Consider the following 15,743-nt stretch of genomic DNA (forward strand, 5'->3'; position numbering starts at 1 on the left):
TTGTTCCAGATTTCCTTGGGAACCGTGTAGTCCATCGTCGGGGGGGGGGGGCGCGCCCCCCCCCCCCCCCGCCGCGGTGGCCATCACGATCCCGGTGACGGCCTCGCTGAACGAGCGCGCCGAGCCGGCGGTCACGGCCGAGGTGGTGGCCGAGCGCAGCATGGTCGCGGTGGTGCCGTCGCCGATCACGGCCAGTTTCCGGTTGGTCGCGGTGCCGGATGGCACACGGGTCGAGATGTCGTGCAGTTACGCGCCGTCGGATACCCAGTACACCTGGCAGGGCTCGATGTGGGTGGTGCATGCCGACGGCACCCAGTCGATGATCGCGCAGTGGACCGCCCGGCCCGGCGAGACGGTGGCTCCGGACGGCACCACCGCGGCCCCGCCGGACCAGGTCCGCTCGGTCGAGATACGTTCGGCCGCAACCAATCAGGTGATGCTCAGCGGTACCCTGTAGCGCCGTTGCCGATCACAGCAGGATCAGGCTCACGCACAGGGACGCGACCGCGAGCGCCTGCAGGCCGACCCGGATGCCGAGGATGCTGTCCCATTTCTCCTGCAGCGCACGGGCATCGGCGGGTATGACACCGGACTGCGCGGCCGCCGTCTGGACCGTATTGATCGGCTTGGCGATCCGGACATAGCAGCCGAGCCACACCACCAGCGCGATCAACGCGACGCCCGCCGCGATCGCCGCCGGGACCGCGCCCGCGAGCACGGCGGTCACGATCGTCAGCACCGTGGCGATCACTCCGCCCGCGCCCGCGAACGGCATCCGGCGGTCGCCGTAGTAGTGGCCCCAGCCCGCGAACTTCGTCATCGTCGCGTCGTCGAGGTGCCGAAAGACCGACCGGGTGATGAGCGCCGCCGACGTGTCGGTGCCGTAGACGATGCCGTTGCCGAGTACCGCGACTACGGCCAGGACCTGGGCTGTGGTGGTGAGCATGTGCTTCTCCTACTCCAAAATCTAGCGGCGCTAGGTGATGGAGATGAGCGTAGCAATGCTTGGCTAGGTTGTCTAGCGATGCTAGATATCCTCGACGGCCCCGCCTTCGCCCGGATCGGACGGCACGGTCAGCGCGCACAGGCCGCTGTCCTCCCCGGTCATTCGACGCCGCTCGCCGTGCACCGGCGATTCGCCGAGCGCGCGGCGGACCGCGGCGTCCGCGGCCCGATCGCCGACCGCGATGCGAGCGCTGCCGTCCGGGAACGTCTTCGCCGCGATACCCGCGCGGGCCAGCTTGGCGGCGACATCGGCGCCCGGCAGATAGAGGAAGTTCGCGCGGCTGCGCGGCACTCGAATTCCGCTGCGCCGCAGTGTGGTCCGCAACAGCTCGCGTTCGGTGGTGATGCGCAGGACCCGCTCACCCAGCTCCATCCGCGCGGCATACGAGGCCGCCACGGCCACCACCGCCGACTCGGGCACGCCGAACGGCAGCTGCAACCGGCGCACCCGGCGCACCAGATCCGGATGGCCGAACGCGTAGCCGATGCGCATCCCGGCCAGCCCGTACGCCTTCGAGAAGGTGCGCAGCACCAGCACATTCGGATAGCGCGCGATCAGTTCCGCGGCATCGAGAATGTCTGTGGCGCCCAGGAATTCGACATAGGCCTCGTCCAGGATCACCGGCACGTCGCGCGGGATACCGAACAGGAAGGCCTTCAGCTCGCTGGCAGAGATCACCGTGCCGGTGGGATTGTGCGGGCGGCACACCGTGACCAGGCCGGTGCGGTCGCCAACCGCACGACCCAGCGCGACGAGATCCTGCCGACCGCGTGAATCCAGCGGTACCGCAACCGATTTCAGCCCTGCCATGTCGGCCAGAATGGGATAGCCGTCGAAAGTCGGTGTCGCGAACACCATCTCGTCGCCACGGCGGGTGAGCGTCTGCATGATCTGCAGCGCCACCCCGGTCGCTCCCGAGCCGACCACCACCTGATCGGTCCGCACGCCGAGATGCTCGGCGATGAGCCGCGGCAACCGGTGCGGCAGGAACTCCGGATACCGGTTCGCCCGCGACAGCGTGCGCTGGACCGCGTCGAGCACCGAAGGCAGTGGCGGGAACGGGTTTTCGCTCAAGGACAGATCGAACCGCACCGACCCCGGCTCGTGCCGCAGCGCCGCGCGCCACTCCGACAGCGCCGAAGGTTCCGCGCGCCGCAACGATATCGATCGACTGCCACTCATCGGGCGGCTCCCCAGCGCACGGCCGCGGCGGCGGCGAAGTCGCCGGCGTGTGCGAAGGCCGACAACAGCACCACCGAGCCGTTGCGCAGCCGCCCCGCCCGGTTCTCGGCGTCCAGCGTGACGGGAATGCCCGCGCCGAACAGGTTTCCGCACCGGTCGAAGGTATCGGGGTGGCGCTCGGCGGGGAGCTCGAGCGCATCGTGCCAGTTGCGCAGGAACAGCCGGTTGGGCTGATTGGTGACGAAGGTGTCGATGTCGCGGCCCTTCACTCCGATCCGCTCGCACACCGCCAGTGCCACCTCGGGTACCAGCCGGTTGCCGCGCGCGAACACCTTGGTGATCCGGGATTCGCTGAAGCTGACGCAGCCCTGGCCCTCGCCCGGCTCCCAGTACTTGCGGTCGGAACCCGTGGAGAAGTCCATGTCGCCCGCGAATTCGGGGTAGGTGCGGGCTTCGATGTCCAGGATGGGCGCCGAGTCGTTCTTCAGCAACAGCCCCACACCGCAGCCGTCACCGGGAACCGGCGCCTGGGCCAGCCCGCGAATCTCGGACTGGGTGAACACCGGCCCCGCGGTGTTCTGCACCGTCGCGATCAGCGCGCTACGGGCGTCCGTGGTCTGCAGGATCATCCGGGCCAGCGACATCATGTGGACGAATGCCGCGCAGCCGCCGTTGTGCACGTCGAACACCCAGCCGGGCCGCATGCCGAGCCGCCGCGCCACCTCCGGGCCCGCACCCAGCACCGGGTTGGTCGGCAGCTGGGTATGGGTGATCAGCACATCGATATTCGAGATCGTCTGTGCCCCATGACGTTCCGCCAGCGGGGCGACCGCCTGCTCCACCATGTCCACCGCGGTCTCGTCGCGTCCGGCGTGGTGGCGGGCCTTGGGCGCCCGGAACATCACGTTCTTCGCCATGCGCTCGGAGCGGGAGAACTGCGTGAAGTATTCGGTGCCGACCGGATCGCCGGGCAGGTAGGAGGCCACATCGACCAGGCTGACAGGGGGCAGGGCGGGTGCGGGTGCGGTGGATTCCATCGGCGTGCCTCACTTCATCCAGTCGGGTTTGATCGGCAGCTCGTGGGCGGCCCGGTACTCACAGATCGCCTTGAGGTTGTCGATTTCGAGCTGGTGGCCGGCGGCGAACATCTCCCAGAAGTCGCCGACCCAGACCGGGCGCTTCGGTGGCGCGGCCTCGGGGTAGGGGTTCTCGTCGTAGAACGGGTGGTGGCAATTCGTCCACAGCACTACCGAACCGGGCTTGTTGAACACCACCTGCGCGTCGACCACGCGCATCAGATAAATCATCCACAGGTGCTGCCCCTGGTCCCAGGCGCAGTGGTAGTCGACGGTCATGGCGTCGGGGTTGGCGACGGTGCGGGTGAAGATCTTGGTCTCCGGTCCCAGCCGGTCGTAGGCCAGCCACAGTCCCGGCTCGTCGGTCGCCACGAACCCGCGCAGGCTGTAGGTCCATTCCTCGAGGCTGCGGGTGTCGGCGAGGTATTCGTACACCGCGCGCGGCGGCGCGTCGATGTAGGCCTGCACCGGGCAGTAGTCGCCGAAGATCTGGTCGTGCGGATACACCGACCGCAGCATGTCCATGATGATCGGCGTGGTCGCCTCGCGATCGGAGTTCTCGATACGCAACACGCCCGGCAGTTCGTGCTCGGGGATGTCGGTGAGCGCGGGCAGGGGACTGGTGGTCACGGGTTCCTCCTCGGAGTCGACAGAAACGGGGTGAACGGCGGGATCTCGTCCGGATCGCAGTCGATCGAGACGAACGACGGCCCGGGGGTTTCGAAGCAGTCGCCCAGGACGGCGGCCAGTTCGGCCGGGTCGGCGGGCGAGTAGGAGGGCAACCGCGGGAACATCGCGGCCAGGCCCGCGCCGAGATGTGCGGGGTGAAAGCGGTTGAAGCTGTAGCGGTCTCCGTAGTACAGCTGTTCGCGAGTTATGCACATGGCATGTGCGTTGTTGTTGAGAACTATGAAGGTCACCGGCAGCTCGTGCTCGATCGCGGTGTGAATTTCCATGCCGTGCATGAAGAAGGCACCGTCTCCGGCGATCACCACGGTACGGCGCACCCCACCGTCGGGGCGACGCCGCCGCGCGCAAGCCGAGCCGATGCCGGCCCCGAAGGCGTACCCCATCCCGCCCATCCCGAGCGCGACGACGAACCGGCCGTCGCGGGGCAGGCGCAGATGGTGCACCACCGACGCGCCCGTGTTTCCGGCATCGGCGAACACGTCGGTCCCGTATTCCAGTGCGGTATTGAGGGTTTCGACAATCTCGCGATAGCGCAGGCCGGGACCGGTGGCGAGCGGCACGTCCAGCGCGGTGAGAAGGCTCGGCGACGACGGAGCCGGGACGGGCGAGGGAGCCGGGGCGTCGGCCGGCGCACCCGCGAGTTCGGCGAGGGCGGCCCTCAGGTCGGTGGCGGTGGCGTGCAGCGCGTTCGGGTACGGCGGCTCGACGCCCACGCTCGCGACCACCGTCCCCGCGAGCACGTCGTCCAGCCCCGCTCGCGCGGTAACCGGCATCCGGGTGCCGACCAGCAGGCACAGTGCCGAGCGGCGCACGGCGTCGACCAGTTCGGGGTGGCCCATGCTGCCGGATACCCCGCAGAAACCCGGCTCGCTCTGGTCGTAGACGTCCTTGGCGTCCGGGGCCACTCCCACCGCGGCGTCGAGAACCGTTGCCAGCCGGTGTAATTCGTCCCTGGCGTCGTCGCGGGCGACCTGGTCTCCGGCGATGATCGTGATCTTGCCGGTCGCCCGCGCCGATTCCAGCGCCGTCCGCACCCGGTCGAGACCCGCCTCGTCGCGTGCCTGCGCGGGCAGCGGCGGGCGGAACGGCGGGATGTCGCCGACGTCTGCCTGCTGCAGATCCTTGGGGAGCAACAGCACCGCGGGACCACCGCGCCGCGCGGCCGTCACGGCCCGGCTCAGATGCCAGGGCAGCGCCTCGACGGTGTCCACCCGTGCGCAGTAGTGCGATATCTGCTCGAAAAGCCTTGCCGCGTCGAATGTTCCGGCGAGCCCACTGGTGTCCTGGAAGGCGCCGTGACCCTCCAGCGCGGTCGGCGGCTGCCCGACGAAGGCCAGCACCGGCACTCGCGAGGAGAACGATTCCGCCAGTCCCGCAACGAGATTCATCGCCCCGCCGCCGGAGGTGGCGCAGACGACGCCGAGCCCTCCGGTGCTGCGCGCGTAGCCGTCGGCCATGGTCGCGGCGGAGAACTCGTGCTTGGCCACCACGCCCGTGATGTCCTGCGGCGTATCGAAGATCGCGTCGTAGAGGTCTTCGATATTGGCGCCGTCCACGCCGAAGATGTGCCGAACTCCCAGCGCCCCTACGGCTTGCACCAGATAGTCCACCGTTCGTGACGGCATCGAGACTCCTTTCGGCCGAGGCACGCGAGCGCCCGATAATCAATGCGCTCTGCCCGAGATACGAGCGGCACCACCCGATGGTTCATGTCTTGCGCCGCGGATCGATCCCTGATCCCGAATCGGACGACCCCTATTGCGCAGCGGCCGGGTGGTCGTTTCCGGAGAAGCCCCGTCTTGTGTGTATGTATACGTCTACGTATAGTGGAGCCATGCCCAACAAGACGGTGTACGTATCCGATGATGATCTTCCCCTGTTCCAGCGCGCGCAGGAGCTGGTCGGCGGCAATCTGTCGGGCGCGATCGTGACGGCGCTGCGCCGGTTCATCGAACTGGAGGAGGGCCGGCAGGAGGGCTTCGAGGAGGTCGTCCTGCGGGTCGGGCACAACGGCGCCCGGCAGGTCCGGTTCTCCGGCGCGCTGCTGGGCGAGATGAGCGACCTGAACGACCAGCACCAGCAGCACATCCGCGTATACCGCAGCCGTAAGGGCAAATTCGTGCTGCACATGCGGACCTCGGCCTGGGAGGACTACCCCACCGAAACCAGCTCCAACTGGATCAAGGACCTGACCAACTGGCGCAAGATGCTCGGCGTCGGCGATCCGGAATGGGGTGAGTTCACCATGGACGTCTACGACTCGGTGACCGATCTGAAGGGGAGGATCCCGAACAAGCTCTATCAGCGGGTGACCGACATCGTCGAACATCCGCAGATCGAGGATCTCGACATCTGACATAAGCCCCGCCGGTACGCGAACCGGCTCCCGCACAAGCGAATACGACCTCACACCTTGATCGCCGACATTGCGGTCACGGCGCGGTCGATGCATGCATTGATAAATATCTGTTGATGAGAGGACAGTTATGAAAAACGGATATCCCCCGCCGGCCATATCGGTCACCGGCCTGCGGAAATCCTTCGGGGATCAGGTCGTGCTCGACGGCATCGACCTCACCGTCGGCGAAGGCACGATCTTCTCGCTGCTCGGCCCCAACGGCGCGGGCAAGACGACCACCGTGCAGATCCTGTCGACGCTGCTGCGCGCCGACGGCGGCGAGGTCCGGGTGGGCGGGCACGACGTCGCCGGTGATCCGGATTCGGTGCGCGCGGTCATCGGCGTGACGGGCCAGTTCTCCGCCGTCGACGAACTACTCACCGGGCGGGAGAACCTGCTGCTGATGGGCGACCTGAACCATCTGCCGCGTAGCGAGAGCAAGCGCCGCGCCGACGACCTGCTGACGCGATTCGACCTGGTCGAAGCGGCCGACAAGGCGGCGAGCGCCTACTCCGGCGGCATGACCCGGCGGCTGGATCTGGCCATGACGCTGGTCGGCGATCCGCAGGTGATCTTCCTCGACGAACCCACGACCGGGCTCGACCCGCGCAGCCGCCGCGCCATGTGGGAGATCATTCGCGAACTGGTCGCCGGCGGCGTCACCGTCTTCCTCACCACCCAATATCTGGAGGAGGCGGATCAGCTCGCGGATCGGATCGCGGTGCTCGATCACGGCCGCATCGTCGCGCAGGGCACTCCCGAACAGTTGAAGCGGCTGGTCCCCGGCGGGCACATCCGATTGACCTTCGCCGATCGCGCCACCCTGGACATCGCCACGCAGTTGCTCGGCGGCGTGCCACAACCCGAGGACCCGGCGCTCGCGATCCCGGGCGACGGCAGTGTGCGGACGCTGCGCGCGCTGCTGGACCGGCTCGACACCGCCGGGATCGAGCCCGAGGGCCTGGCCGTGCACACCCCCGATCTCGACGACGTATTCCTCGCTCTCACCGGACAATCCGTTCCCGAAAAGGAAATCGCGCAATGAGTACCGCTACCTACGCACTGGCCGACACGGCCACCATGCTGCGCCGAAACATCGTGCACGCCAAGCGTTATCCGGCCATGACGATCATGCTGGTCGCCATGCCGGTGGTGCTGCTGCTGATGTTCAACTATGTGTTCGGCGGCGCTCTGGAGAAATCGCTCGGCGCGGGCGAGAAATACATCGACTACATCGCCCCGGGCATGATCCTGATGGTTCCGGCGCTGCTGGTCACCTCCGTCTCGGTGTCGGTGGCGACGGATATGACCAAGGGCATCGTCAACCGCTTTCGCACCATGTCGATGTCGCACTCGTCGATTCTCACCGGTGAGGTGCTCGGCACGATGATCCAGGGGTTGCTGGGCGTTGCCCTCATGATCGGCATCGCGCTGCTGCTGGGGTTCCGCCCGAACGCCGACCCGATCGAATGGGTGGTCGCCTTCGGACTGCTCGTGGTGGTGCTCTTCGCGTTCAACTGGCTCGGCGTCGGTTTCGGATTGTCGGCCGCCAGCCCGGAGGGCGCGAGCAACACGCCCACGCCCGTGGTCTATCTGCCGATGCTCGGCAGCGGCCTGGTGCCCACCGACACCATGCCGACGGGCGTGCGCCAATTCGCCGAGTACCAGCCGTTCACCCCGATCACCGAAACCCTGCGCGGCCTGCTCATGGGTAGCGAGATCGGCAACAACGGCCTCATCGCCCTCGCCTGGTGCGCGGGCATCGCGGTGGTCGGATACCTCTGGGCGAAAACCACATTCCGCCGCAAGACGGCCTGAGTCAGCAGACCTCGGCCCGCGCGAGCCAGTGCGGGAAGGCGGTCAGGTCGGGGAGGACGACGTCGGCGCCCGCGGCGCGCAACTCCTCGGCGGTGCACGGGCCCGTGGTCACGCCGACCGAGTACGCGTCGGCAGCCCGGGCGCCGCGGACGTCGCCGATATGGTCGCCGACGTAGATGCTCGCGCCCTCCGCTCGGAGGGCGCGAGCCTTGCCGTCGGCCCACAGGTCGCCGATGACGGCGTCGGCGGCGATGTCGAGGTGCTCGAGGTGCAGTTCGGCGTTGGGCTGGTACTTGGCGGTGACGACGATCGCCCGGCCGCCCGCCGCGTGCACGGCCTCGATCGCCTCCCGCGCCCCCGCCATCGCGGAGGTTCCGGTGACGGCGTGGCTCGGGTACATCTCGCGATACAGGTCCGCCATGGCCGGGACGTGCGCGGCGGGAAACCAGTTCGCGAGTTCGTCCTCGAGCGGCGGGCCCAGGCGGGTGACGACCAGATCGCAATCGATGTCGGCGCCGGTGCGCTCGGCCAGCGCCACGTAGCAGGCGCGGATGCCGGGCCGGGAATCGATCAGCGTCATGTCCAGGTCGAAGCCGACCGTGAACGGCCGCATCAACTCGCGGGCTGGCAGGCGTCCCGCAGCGAGCAGGCACCACAGGCCTGGCCGCAGCCACCCGCCTCGGGCGCGAGCCCGGCGATCGCCCCCGCGGCGGCGTTCACTCCCGCACCGAGAACGAACACGGCGATCACCGCGGCCAGCAGCGCACCGATGATCCCCCCCACGCCACCGGCGAACAACGCGATCACGCCGCCGGCGGCCAGCAGCACTCCGGCCCCGAAGGAAGTCGGCGCGGCCACCCGATTGGCGATGCGAAAGGACTCCTCCGTGCGCAGCGCCTCGTCGGTGTGCACCCCGAAGAATCGATTGCGAGGCAGGGAGCCGGACAGCCCGAGTACCCCGGTGACAACGGCCACCACCGCCAGCACGAACAGGATCAGCGCCACCACGAACACCTCGCTCACGCTACCCGGTGTGAAATGGCCGCGGCCGCCCGCGGGCGCATGATGGCCCCTTTTTGGGCTCTGACGTGCGCACGCTCTACGCTGGTTGGCAACGTTCACCCCGGGGATATGGCGACAAGAAGGCAGGATCGTGCAGGACACTCGTGCAACCGACCAAGCCGGTGCGACCGCGACCGGTGACAGCGACGTGCCCGCACACCGCTACAACGCCGACCTGGCCGGACGCATCGAGCGCAAATGGCAGCAGGCGTGGGACGAGCGCGGCACCTTCTTCGCGCCGAACCCGGTGGGTCCCCTGAGCGGCGAGACCCCGGCCGACAAGCTGTTCATCCAGGACATGTTCCCGTACCCGTCGGGTGCGGGCCTGCACGTCGGGCATCCCCTGGGCTATATCGCCACCGACGTGTTCGCCCGCTATCACCGCATGCGCGGCCGCAACGTGCTGCACGCGCTGGGCTACGACGCGTTCGGCCTGCCCGCCGAGCAGTACGCCGTGCAGACCGGCGCCCACCCGCGCGTCACCACCGAGGCCAATATCAAGAACATGCGGCGCCAGCTGGACCGGCTGGGTCTGGGCCACGACCGCCGCCGCTCGTTCGCCACCACCGATCCCGAGTTCTACAAGTGGACGCAGTGGATCTTCCTGCGCATCTACAACGCCTGGTACGACACCACCGCGAACAAGGCCCGCCCGATCGCCGAGCTGGCGGCCGAATTCGATTCGGGCGCAAGGGATATCGGCGACGGCCGGGTGTGGTCGGAGCTGTCCGAGACCGAGCGCGGCGCGGTGCTGGACTCCTATCGCCTGGTATATCAGTCCGATTCGGTGGTCAACTGGTGCCCGGGGCTGGGCACGGTGCTGGCCAACGAGGAGGTCACGGCCGAGGGCCGCAGCGAGCGCGGCAACTTCCCGGTCTTCCGTAAGCGCCTGCGGCAGTGGATGATGCGCATCACCGCCTACTCCGACCGGCTGGTCGACGACCTGGATCTGCTGGACTGGCCGGACAACGTGAAGGCCATGCAGCGCAACTGGATCGGCCGGTCGCGCGGCGCGCAGGTCACCTTCACCGCGGCCGACCGCGCCATCGAGGTCTTCACCACGCGGCCCGACACGCTGTTCGGCGCAACGTATGTCGTGCTGGCACCGGAACACGAGCTGGTCGATCAGCTGGTCGCCGAGCGGTGGCCCGAGGGCGTCGACCCGCGCTGGACCTTCCACGCCGCCACACCCGCGCAAGCCGTCGCGGACTACCGCGAGTCGATCGCCGCGAAGTCGGATCTGGAGCGCCAGGAGAACAAGCAGAAGACCGGCGTCTTCCTGGGCACGTACGCCACCAATCCGGTCGACGGGCGACAGGTGCCGGTGTTCATCGCCGACTACGTGCTGAGCGGCTACGGCACCGGCGCCATCATGGCGGTGCCGGGCCACGATCAGCGCGACTGGGAGTTCGCCACGGCGTTCGGGCTGCCGATCGTGGAAGTCGTTGCGGGCGGCGACATCTCGACCGCCGCGTACGCGGGCGAGAGCGCCCTGGTGAACTCCGGCTACCTGAACGGGCTGGAGATCGAGGCCGCCAAGGCGAAGGTCGTCGAGCAGCTGGAGGCCGACGGCCGGGGCCGGGGCACCGTCCAGTACAAGCTGCGCGACTGGCTGTTCGCGCGGCAGCGGTACTGGGGCGAGCCCTTCCCGATCGTCTACGACGAGGACGGCCGGGCACACGCGCTGCCGGATTCGATGCTGCCGGTGGAGCTGCCCGACGTGCAGGACTTCGCCCCGGTCACCTTCGACCCGGACGACGCCGACTCCGAACCGTCCCCGCCACTGGCCAAGGCCACGGACTGGGTGCATGTCGAACTGGATCTGGGCGACGGCCCCAAGACCTACCGCCGCGACACCAATGTGATGCCGCAGTGGGCGGGCAGCTCCTGGTACCAGCTGCGCTACACCGATCCGACCAATACCGAGACACTGGCCGCGCCGGAGAACGAGCGGTACTGGCTGGGTCCGCGCCCGGCCGAGCACGGCCCGAACGATCCGGGCGGCGTCGACCTGTACGTCGGCGGGGTCGAGCACGCGGTGCTGCACCTGCTGTACGCGCGGTTCTGGCAGAAGGTGCTGTTCGATCTGGGTGACGTGTCCGGGCCGGAGCCGTACCGCCGCCTGTTCAATCAGGGCTATATCCAGGCGTACGCCTACACCGACAAGCGCGGCGCGTATGTGCCCGCCACCGAGGTCGAGGAGCGGCTGGGCAAGTTCTTCTGGACCGACGGCGCCGGCGTCGAGCACGAGGTGTTCCAGGAGTACGGCAAGATCGGCAAATCGCTGAAGAACGCCGTGTCCCCGGACGAGATGTACGACCTGTACGGCGCGGACACCTTCCGCTTCTACGAGATGTCGATGGGCCCGCTGGACACCTCGCGGCCTTGGGCGACAAAGGATGTCGTGGGCGCGCACCGGTTCCTGCAGCGCGTGTGGCGGCTGGTGGTCGACGAGGAGTCCGGTGGGGCGCGGGTCACCGAGGGCGAGCCGTCGGACGGCACGCTGCGCCTGCTGCACAAGACGATCGATGGCGTCGACGGCGACTATGCCGCGCTGCGGGACAACACCGCCGGGGCCAAGCTGATCGAGCTGACCAATCACCTGACCAAGGAGTATCCGCAGGGTGCGCCGCGGTCGGTGGTGGAACCGCTGGTGCAGATGCTGGCGCCGCTGTCGCCGCATATCGCCGAGGAGCTGTGGGAACGCCTGGGGCACAGCGTCGCGCTGGCGCACGGCCCGTTCCCGGCCGCGGATCCCGCACTGCTGGTGGAGGATTCGGTCGAGTACCCGATCCAGGTCAACGGCAAGGTCCGCAGCCGCGTCAGCGTCCCGGCCGACGCCGACACCGCGACCGTGGAGACGCTGGCGCTGGCCGACGAGAAGCTGCTGGAATTCCTGAACGGCAAGCAGCCCCGCAAGGTGATCGTGGTGCCGGGGCGTTTGGTGAACGTGGTCGCCTAGCGGGCGATCGGGCGCAGCACGATCTCCGTCGGATGGGCGTCGCGCGGTGTGTGCACCGCGTTGCGCACCGCCCGCGCCACCGTCTCGGGGGTGAGGAATTCGTTCGGGTCGTAGTCGCGGCCCTCGCCGGCGACGATGGCGCGCTGCATGTCGGTGTCGATGCGGCCGGGGTGGATCGAGGTGACGCGCAGGGCCGGCTCCTCGAGGCGAAGGGCGTCGCCGAAGGCGCGCAGGGCGAACTTGCTGGCCGCGTAGACGCCCCAGCCCGCGTTCGCCCGCAGGCCCGCGCCCGAATTGATCAGCACCACATGGCCTTTCGCCGCGCGCAGCGCCGGGAGCAGCATCCGGGTCAGCTCGGAGACCGCGATCACGTTGGCCTCCAAGGTGTTTCGCCACTGCTCGACCGAGGAGTCGGCGAAGGCGCCCAGCTCGGCGATACCGGCGTTGTGCACGAGTACCTCGAGCCGCTCGATCGGCGCGGTCGCGCGCTCGACGGCCGGGTAGTCGGTCAGCTCCACGGGCCATCCGGTGGCACCGGGCAATTCGGCGAGGACGGCGGTCAGCGCCTCCGCGGAGCGGGCGCCGAGCAGTAGGTCGTGGGTGGACGCCAACTCCCTGGCGATGGCGGCGCCGAGCCCGCGGCTCGCCCCGGTGATCAGCGCTGTCGGTCGGGTTCCCGCGGAGCTGAATACGGCCATGCGACAACCGTAACCGGGTTGGTGCGTAACTCCGTGGACCGCGGCGGCGATGCACAGCATGGCCGCTGTGAGCAAACAGTCACTCCCCGGAGTGGCGACACCTGAGCGGCCGGGTGTATCAATCTCGGCAACCCGGAATCACGAACCGAGGCGGACAGCGTGAGAACTGCCGAACAGCGGCCGGCACCACAGCGGACGGCGGACGGTGCGCCCGCGCAGCGCGCATACCTGAGGGTGACGTCGCAGAATGGGGGGATGAACGGGCCCGGTTTCACCCCGACACAACTGGCGGCCCGAGCCGCGTACCTGCTGCGTGGCAACGACCTGGGCACCATGACCAGCGCCGCTCCGAAGCTGTATCCACACATGTGGAGCTGGGACGCGGCGTTCGTCGCGGTCGGATTGGCGCCGCTGAGCGTGGAACGCGCGGTGGTCGAACTCGACACGCTGCTGTCGGCCCAGTGGAAGAACGGGATGATCCCGCACATCGTGTTCGCCAACGGTGTGGACGGCTACTTCCCGGGCCCGGCCCGCTGGGAGTGCCGCCGCCTGGCCGCCAACGCGCCCGACGGCCCGGACACCTCCGGCATCACGCAGCCGCCGGTGCACGCGATCGCCGTGCAGCGCATCCTCGACCACTCCCGCCGGCACGGCCGCACCACCCGCGCGGTCGCCGAGGAATTCCTGAACCGCCGCTGGGTAGATCTGATGCGCTGGCATCGCTGGCTGGCACACGCGCGCGACACCAAGCAGAACGGCCGACTCACCCTGTACCACGGCTGGGAATCGGGGATGGACAATTCGCCGCGCTGGGACCGCGCCTATCAGAATGTGGTGCCCGGCGACCTGACGCCCTACGAGCGCGCCGACATCACCCTGGTCGACGCCTCCCAACGGCCCAGCGACCGCGAATACGACCGCTACATGTGGCTTGTCGAGCAGATGCGCCGGTGTGGATACGACGATTTCCAACTGGCCGCGACGATGAGCTTCGCGGTGGAGGACGTGTTCGTCACCGCCATCTTCGCGCTCGCCTGTGAGGTGCTGGCCAATATCGGCGAGGACTACCGCCTGCCCAATGCCGATGTGCGCGAATTGTACGAATGGTCGGACTACTTCCGCGCCGGCGTCGTCGCCACCACCGATCCGCGCACGGGCGCGGCCCGCGATTACGATGTGCGCCTGGGTCGCTGGATCACCACCGAGACCCTGGCCATGTTCGCGCCGCTGCTGTCCGGCGGCCTGCCCCGCGACGCGGAGCGCAGCCTGTTGCGGTTGTTCGAGGGCCCGCGCTTCTGCGGCCATCCGGATCTGCGCTACGCGCTGCCGCCGTCGACCTCGCCGGTGGCCAAGGACTTTCGCGCCCGCGAATACTGGCGCGGTCCGGTGTGGCCGGTGATGAGCTGGCTGTTCTCCTGGGTGTTCGCCCGCCGCGGCTGGGCGGAGCGGTCGTTCATGCTGCGGGCGGAGGGCCTGCGCCAGGCCAGCGACGGCAGCTTCGCCGAGTACTACGACCCCTTCACCGGCGAGCCGCTGGGCAGCATGCAGCAGTCGTGGACGGCGGCTTCCGTACTCGACTGGCTCGGCTGAATTTGGGACGAAGCCCCGGATCCGCGCATCCGGAGCAATCACTCGTCACGAATCCCAGCGCGGTCTGTGGTCACATCCGGCCGGGCTGCCTAGTCTCATAACCATGTATCGACGCACCGTGGCTCGTCCGAAAGTTCGTCGCACGCTTCTGGCCCTGCCCGCCCTGGCGGCAGTCGGCATCCTTTCAGCAACTACCGTGTCCGCCGAACCGAGTGGCCCGGACGTGTCGTCCTGGCAGCACATCGACGGCCGGATGATCAACTGGTTCGAGGTGAAGGCCGCGGGCAATCACTTCGCGATGGTGAAGGCCACCGAGGGTCTGAACTACGTCAACCCGTACTTCGTCCCCGACAGCGTGCTGATGCGCGCGGCGGGCGTCGCCCGGGGCACCTACCACTACGCGCATCCGGAACTGCCGCCGGAACCGCAGGCCGTGCTGTACGCGACGGTCGTGCTCGGGCAGAACGGCCCACTGGACCTGCCGCCGGTGCTGGACCTGGAGAATTCCGGCGGCCTGCCACCGGCCGCGCTGATCGATTGGACCCATCGCTATCTGAATACGGTGCAGGCCCTCACCGGCCGCGCGCCGATCGTCTACACCTATCCGAACTTCTGGCGCACCGCGATGGCCGATAGCAACGAGTTCACCGGCTACCCCCTGTGGATCGCCGATTACCGCGGCAACGAGCAGCCCGAGGTGCCCGGCGGCTGGCCCGCCTGGACCTTCTGGCAGACCACCGATTCCGGGCAGATCCCGGGCATCGCGGGCCGCACCGATCTCAATGTCTACAGCGGAGCGCAGGGCGATTTCGCCCGCTTCGCCAATATGCCGTCGTCCGGTAGCGGGTAGTTCCCGTTCAGTGCTCGTCGTAGTGGCCGTTGTGGGCGGCGTGGCGGCAGCCGTCGTGGACGTAGTCCACATGGTCGCCGTGCGGAACGGCCACGTGTCCACAGCCTTCGCCGTGCACGTGGTCGTGGCCGGTGTGCTCGCGGTGCCCGGCCGGCTCGCACTCGTCGAAGTGGCCGTCGTGCTCGCGGTGCAGATGGCCGTCGTGCACGTAGTCGACGTGGTCGCCGTGGGGCACCGACACGTGTCCGCACCCCGCGCCGTGCGCATGGGTGTGATCGGTGTGCGTGAGGTGTGCTGTGGTCATCGAACTGTCCTCTTTCCTGTGGAGTATCCATGCCGAAAGACATGCGTGACGATAACCACACATTAACAGGTGCGCATTAATCCACAGATCGAGCGACGCGCCCCCGG

At 68.4% G+C, this 15,743-nt stretch carries 16 protein-coding genes; 7 read left to right on the forward strand and 9 right to left on the reverse strand.

The annotated features are described in order from the left end of the window. Positions 1-76 precede the first annotated feature (76 nt). Positions 77-457, forward strand: coding sequence for a hypothetical protein (locus QH470_RS28175; RefSeq protein ID WP_280275383.1), 381 nt, complete (start codon positions 77-79; stop codon positions 455-457). Positions 458-469: 12 nt separating this feature from the next. On the opposite strand, the gene QH470_RS28180 is transcribed toward QH470_RS28175, so the two are convergent. The 5 genes from QH470_RS28180 to QH470_RS28200 all read right to left on the reverse strand — a co-directional run bounded on the left by QH470_RS28180 (position 470) and on the right by QH470_RS28200 (position 5,579). After that, positions 470-946 carry a DUF1772 domain-containing protein gene (locus tag QH470_RS28180; RefSeq protein WP_280275384.1) on the reverse strand — a complete coding sequence of 159 codons (477 nt, stop codon included), beginning with the start codon at positions 944-946 and terminating at the stop codon, positions 470-472. An 81-nt stretch (positions 947-1,027) separates the two neighbouring features. Then, complete coding sequence (locus tag QH470_RS28185) at positions 1,028-2,188, reverse strand: aminotransferase class I/II-fold pyridoxal phosphate-dependent enzyme (protein WP_280275385.1); 1,161 nt, start codon at positions 2,186-2,188, stop codon at positions 1,028-1,030. Continuing rightward, the gene (locus tag QH470_RS28190) at positions 2,185-3,225 is read right to left on the reverse strand and encodes a 3-oxoacyl-ACP synthase III family protein (protein WP_280275386.1); all 1,041 of its coding nucleotides are present in this window, start codon (positions 3,223-3,225) and stop codon (positions 2,185-2,187) included. Before QH470_RS28190 ends, QH470_RS28185 begins: the two co-directional genes overlap by 4 nt. 9 nt (positions 3,226-3,234) lie before the next feature. After that, positions 3,235-3,894 carry an SRPBCC family protein gene (locus QH470_RS28195; RefSeq protein ID WP_280275387.1) on the reverse strand — a complete coding sequence of 220 codons (660 nt, stop codon included), beginning with the start codon at positions 3,892-3,894 and terminating at the stop codon, positions 3,235-3,237. Beyond that, positions 3,891-5,579: a thiamine pyrophosphate-binding protein gene (locus tag QH470_RS28200; RefSeq protein ID WP_280275388.1), complete on the reverse strand. Its 1,689-nt coding sequence runs from the start codon at positions 5,577-5,579 to the stop codon at positions 3,891-3,893. The genes QH470_RS28195 and QH470_RS28200 overlap by 4 nt, the downstream gene beginning before the upstream one ends. Before the next feature lie 209 nt (positions 5,580-5,788). Between QH470_RS28200 and QH470_RS28205 the strand changes: the two genes are divergently transcribed. The 3 genes from QH470_RS28205 (at position 5,789) to QH470_RS28215 (ending at position 8,170) form a co-directional block, all read left to right on the forward strand. Continuing rightward, positions 5,789-6,310: an EXLDI protein gene (locus QH470_RS28205; RefSeq protein ID WP_280275389.1), complete on the forward strand. Its 522-nt coding sequence runs from the start codon at positions 5,789-5,791 to the stop codon at positions 6,308-6,310. Positions 6,311-6,440: 130 nt separating this feature from the next. Beyond that, complete coding sequence (locus tag QH470_RS28210; protein ID WP_280275390.1) at positions 6,441-7,397, forward strand: ATP-binding cassette domain-containing protein; 957 nt, start codon at positions 6,441-6,443, stop codon at positions 7,395-7,397. Continuing rightward, positions 7,394-8,170: an ABC transporter permease gene (locus QH470_RS28215; protein ID WP_280275391.1), complete on the forward strand. Its 777-nt coding sequence runs from the start codon at positions 7,394-7,396 to the stop codon at positions 8,168-8,170. Before QH470_RS28210 ends, QH470_RS28215 begins: the two co-directional genes overlap by 4 nt. Position 8,171: 1 nt before the next feature. Here the strand turns inward: QH470_RS28215 and QH470_RS28220 are convergent, their stop codons facing one another. Then, the gene (locus QH470_RS28220; RefSeq protein WP_280275392.1) at positions 8,172-8,783 is read right to left on the reverse strand and encodes an HAD family hydrolase; all 612 of its coding nucleotides are present in this window, start codon (positions 8,781-8,783) and stop codon (positions 8,172-8,174) included. Continuing rightward, a complete protein-coding gene (locus tag QH470_RS28225) occupies positions 8,783-9,193 on the reverse strand; it encodes an SdpI family protein (protein WP_342228473.1) in 411 nt (136 codons plus the stop codon). The genes QH470_RS28220 and QH470_RS28225 overlap by 1 nt, the downstream gene beginning before the upstream one ends. 130 nt (positions 9,194-9,323) lie before the next feature. Between QH470_RS28225 and leuS the strand changes: the two genes are divergently transcribed. Further along, on the forward strand, positions 9,324-12,194 hold the full coding sequence (gene leuS, locus QH470_RS28230) for a leucine--tRNA ligase (protein WP_280275393.1): 2,871 nt from the start codon (positions 9,324-9,326) through the stop codon (positions 12,192-12,194). On the opposite strand, the gene QH470_RS28235 is transcribed toward leuS, so the two are convergent. Continuing rightward, positions 12,191-12,892, reverse strand: coding sequence for an SDR family oxidoreductase (locus QH470_RS28235; RefSeq protein ID WP_280275394.1), 702 nt, complete (start codon positions 12,890-12,892; stop codon positions 12,191-12,193). The two genes, leuS and QH470_RS28235, sit on opposite strands and share 4 nt — an antisense overlap. 255 nt (positions 12,893-13,147) lie before the next feature. Between QH470_RS28235 and ggh the strand changes: the two genes are divergently transcribed. Together ggh and QH470_RS28245 are read left to right on the forward strand one after the other, a co-directional pair. After that, on the forward strand, positions 13,148-14,482 hold the full coding sequence (gene ggh, locus QH470_RS28240) for a glucosylglycerate hydrolase (protein WP_280275395.1): 1,335 nt from the start codon (positions 13,148-13,150) through the stop codon (positions 14,480-14,482). Positions 14,483-14,585: 103 nt separating this feature from the next. Beyond that, positions 14,586-15,332 (forward strand): glycoside hydrolase family 25 protein, encoded by a 747-nt coding sequence (locus QH470_RS28245; RefSeq protein WP_280275396.1) that lies wholly within the window; start codon positions 14,586-14,588, stop codon positions 15,330-15,332. Positions 15,333-15,339: 7 nt separating this feature from the next. Here QH470_RS28245 and QH470_RS28250 read toward each other — a convergent pair whose 3' ends face one another. Beyond that, complete coding sequence (locus QH470_RS28250; RefSeq protein ID WP_280275397.1) at positions 15,340-15,636, reverse strand: hypothetical protein; 297 nt, start codon at positions 15,634-15,636, stop codon at positions 15,340-15,342. Positions 15,637-15,743: the final 107 nt, after the last annotated feature.

Origin of the sequence: Nocardia wallacei (assembly GCF_029868745.1) — a bacterium.
Classification (GTDB): domain Bacteria; phylum Actinomycetota; class Actinomycetes; order Mycobacteriales; family Mycobacteriaceae; genus Nocardia; species Nocardia wallacei_B.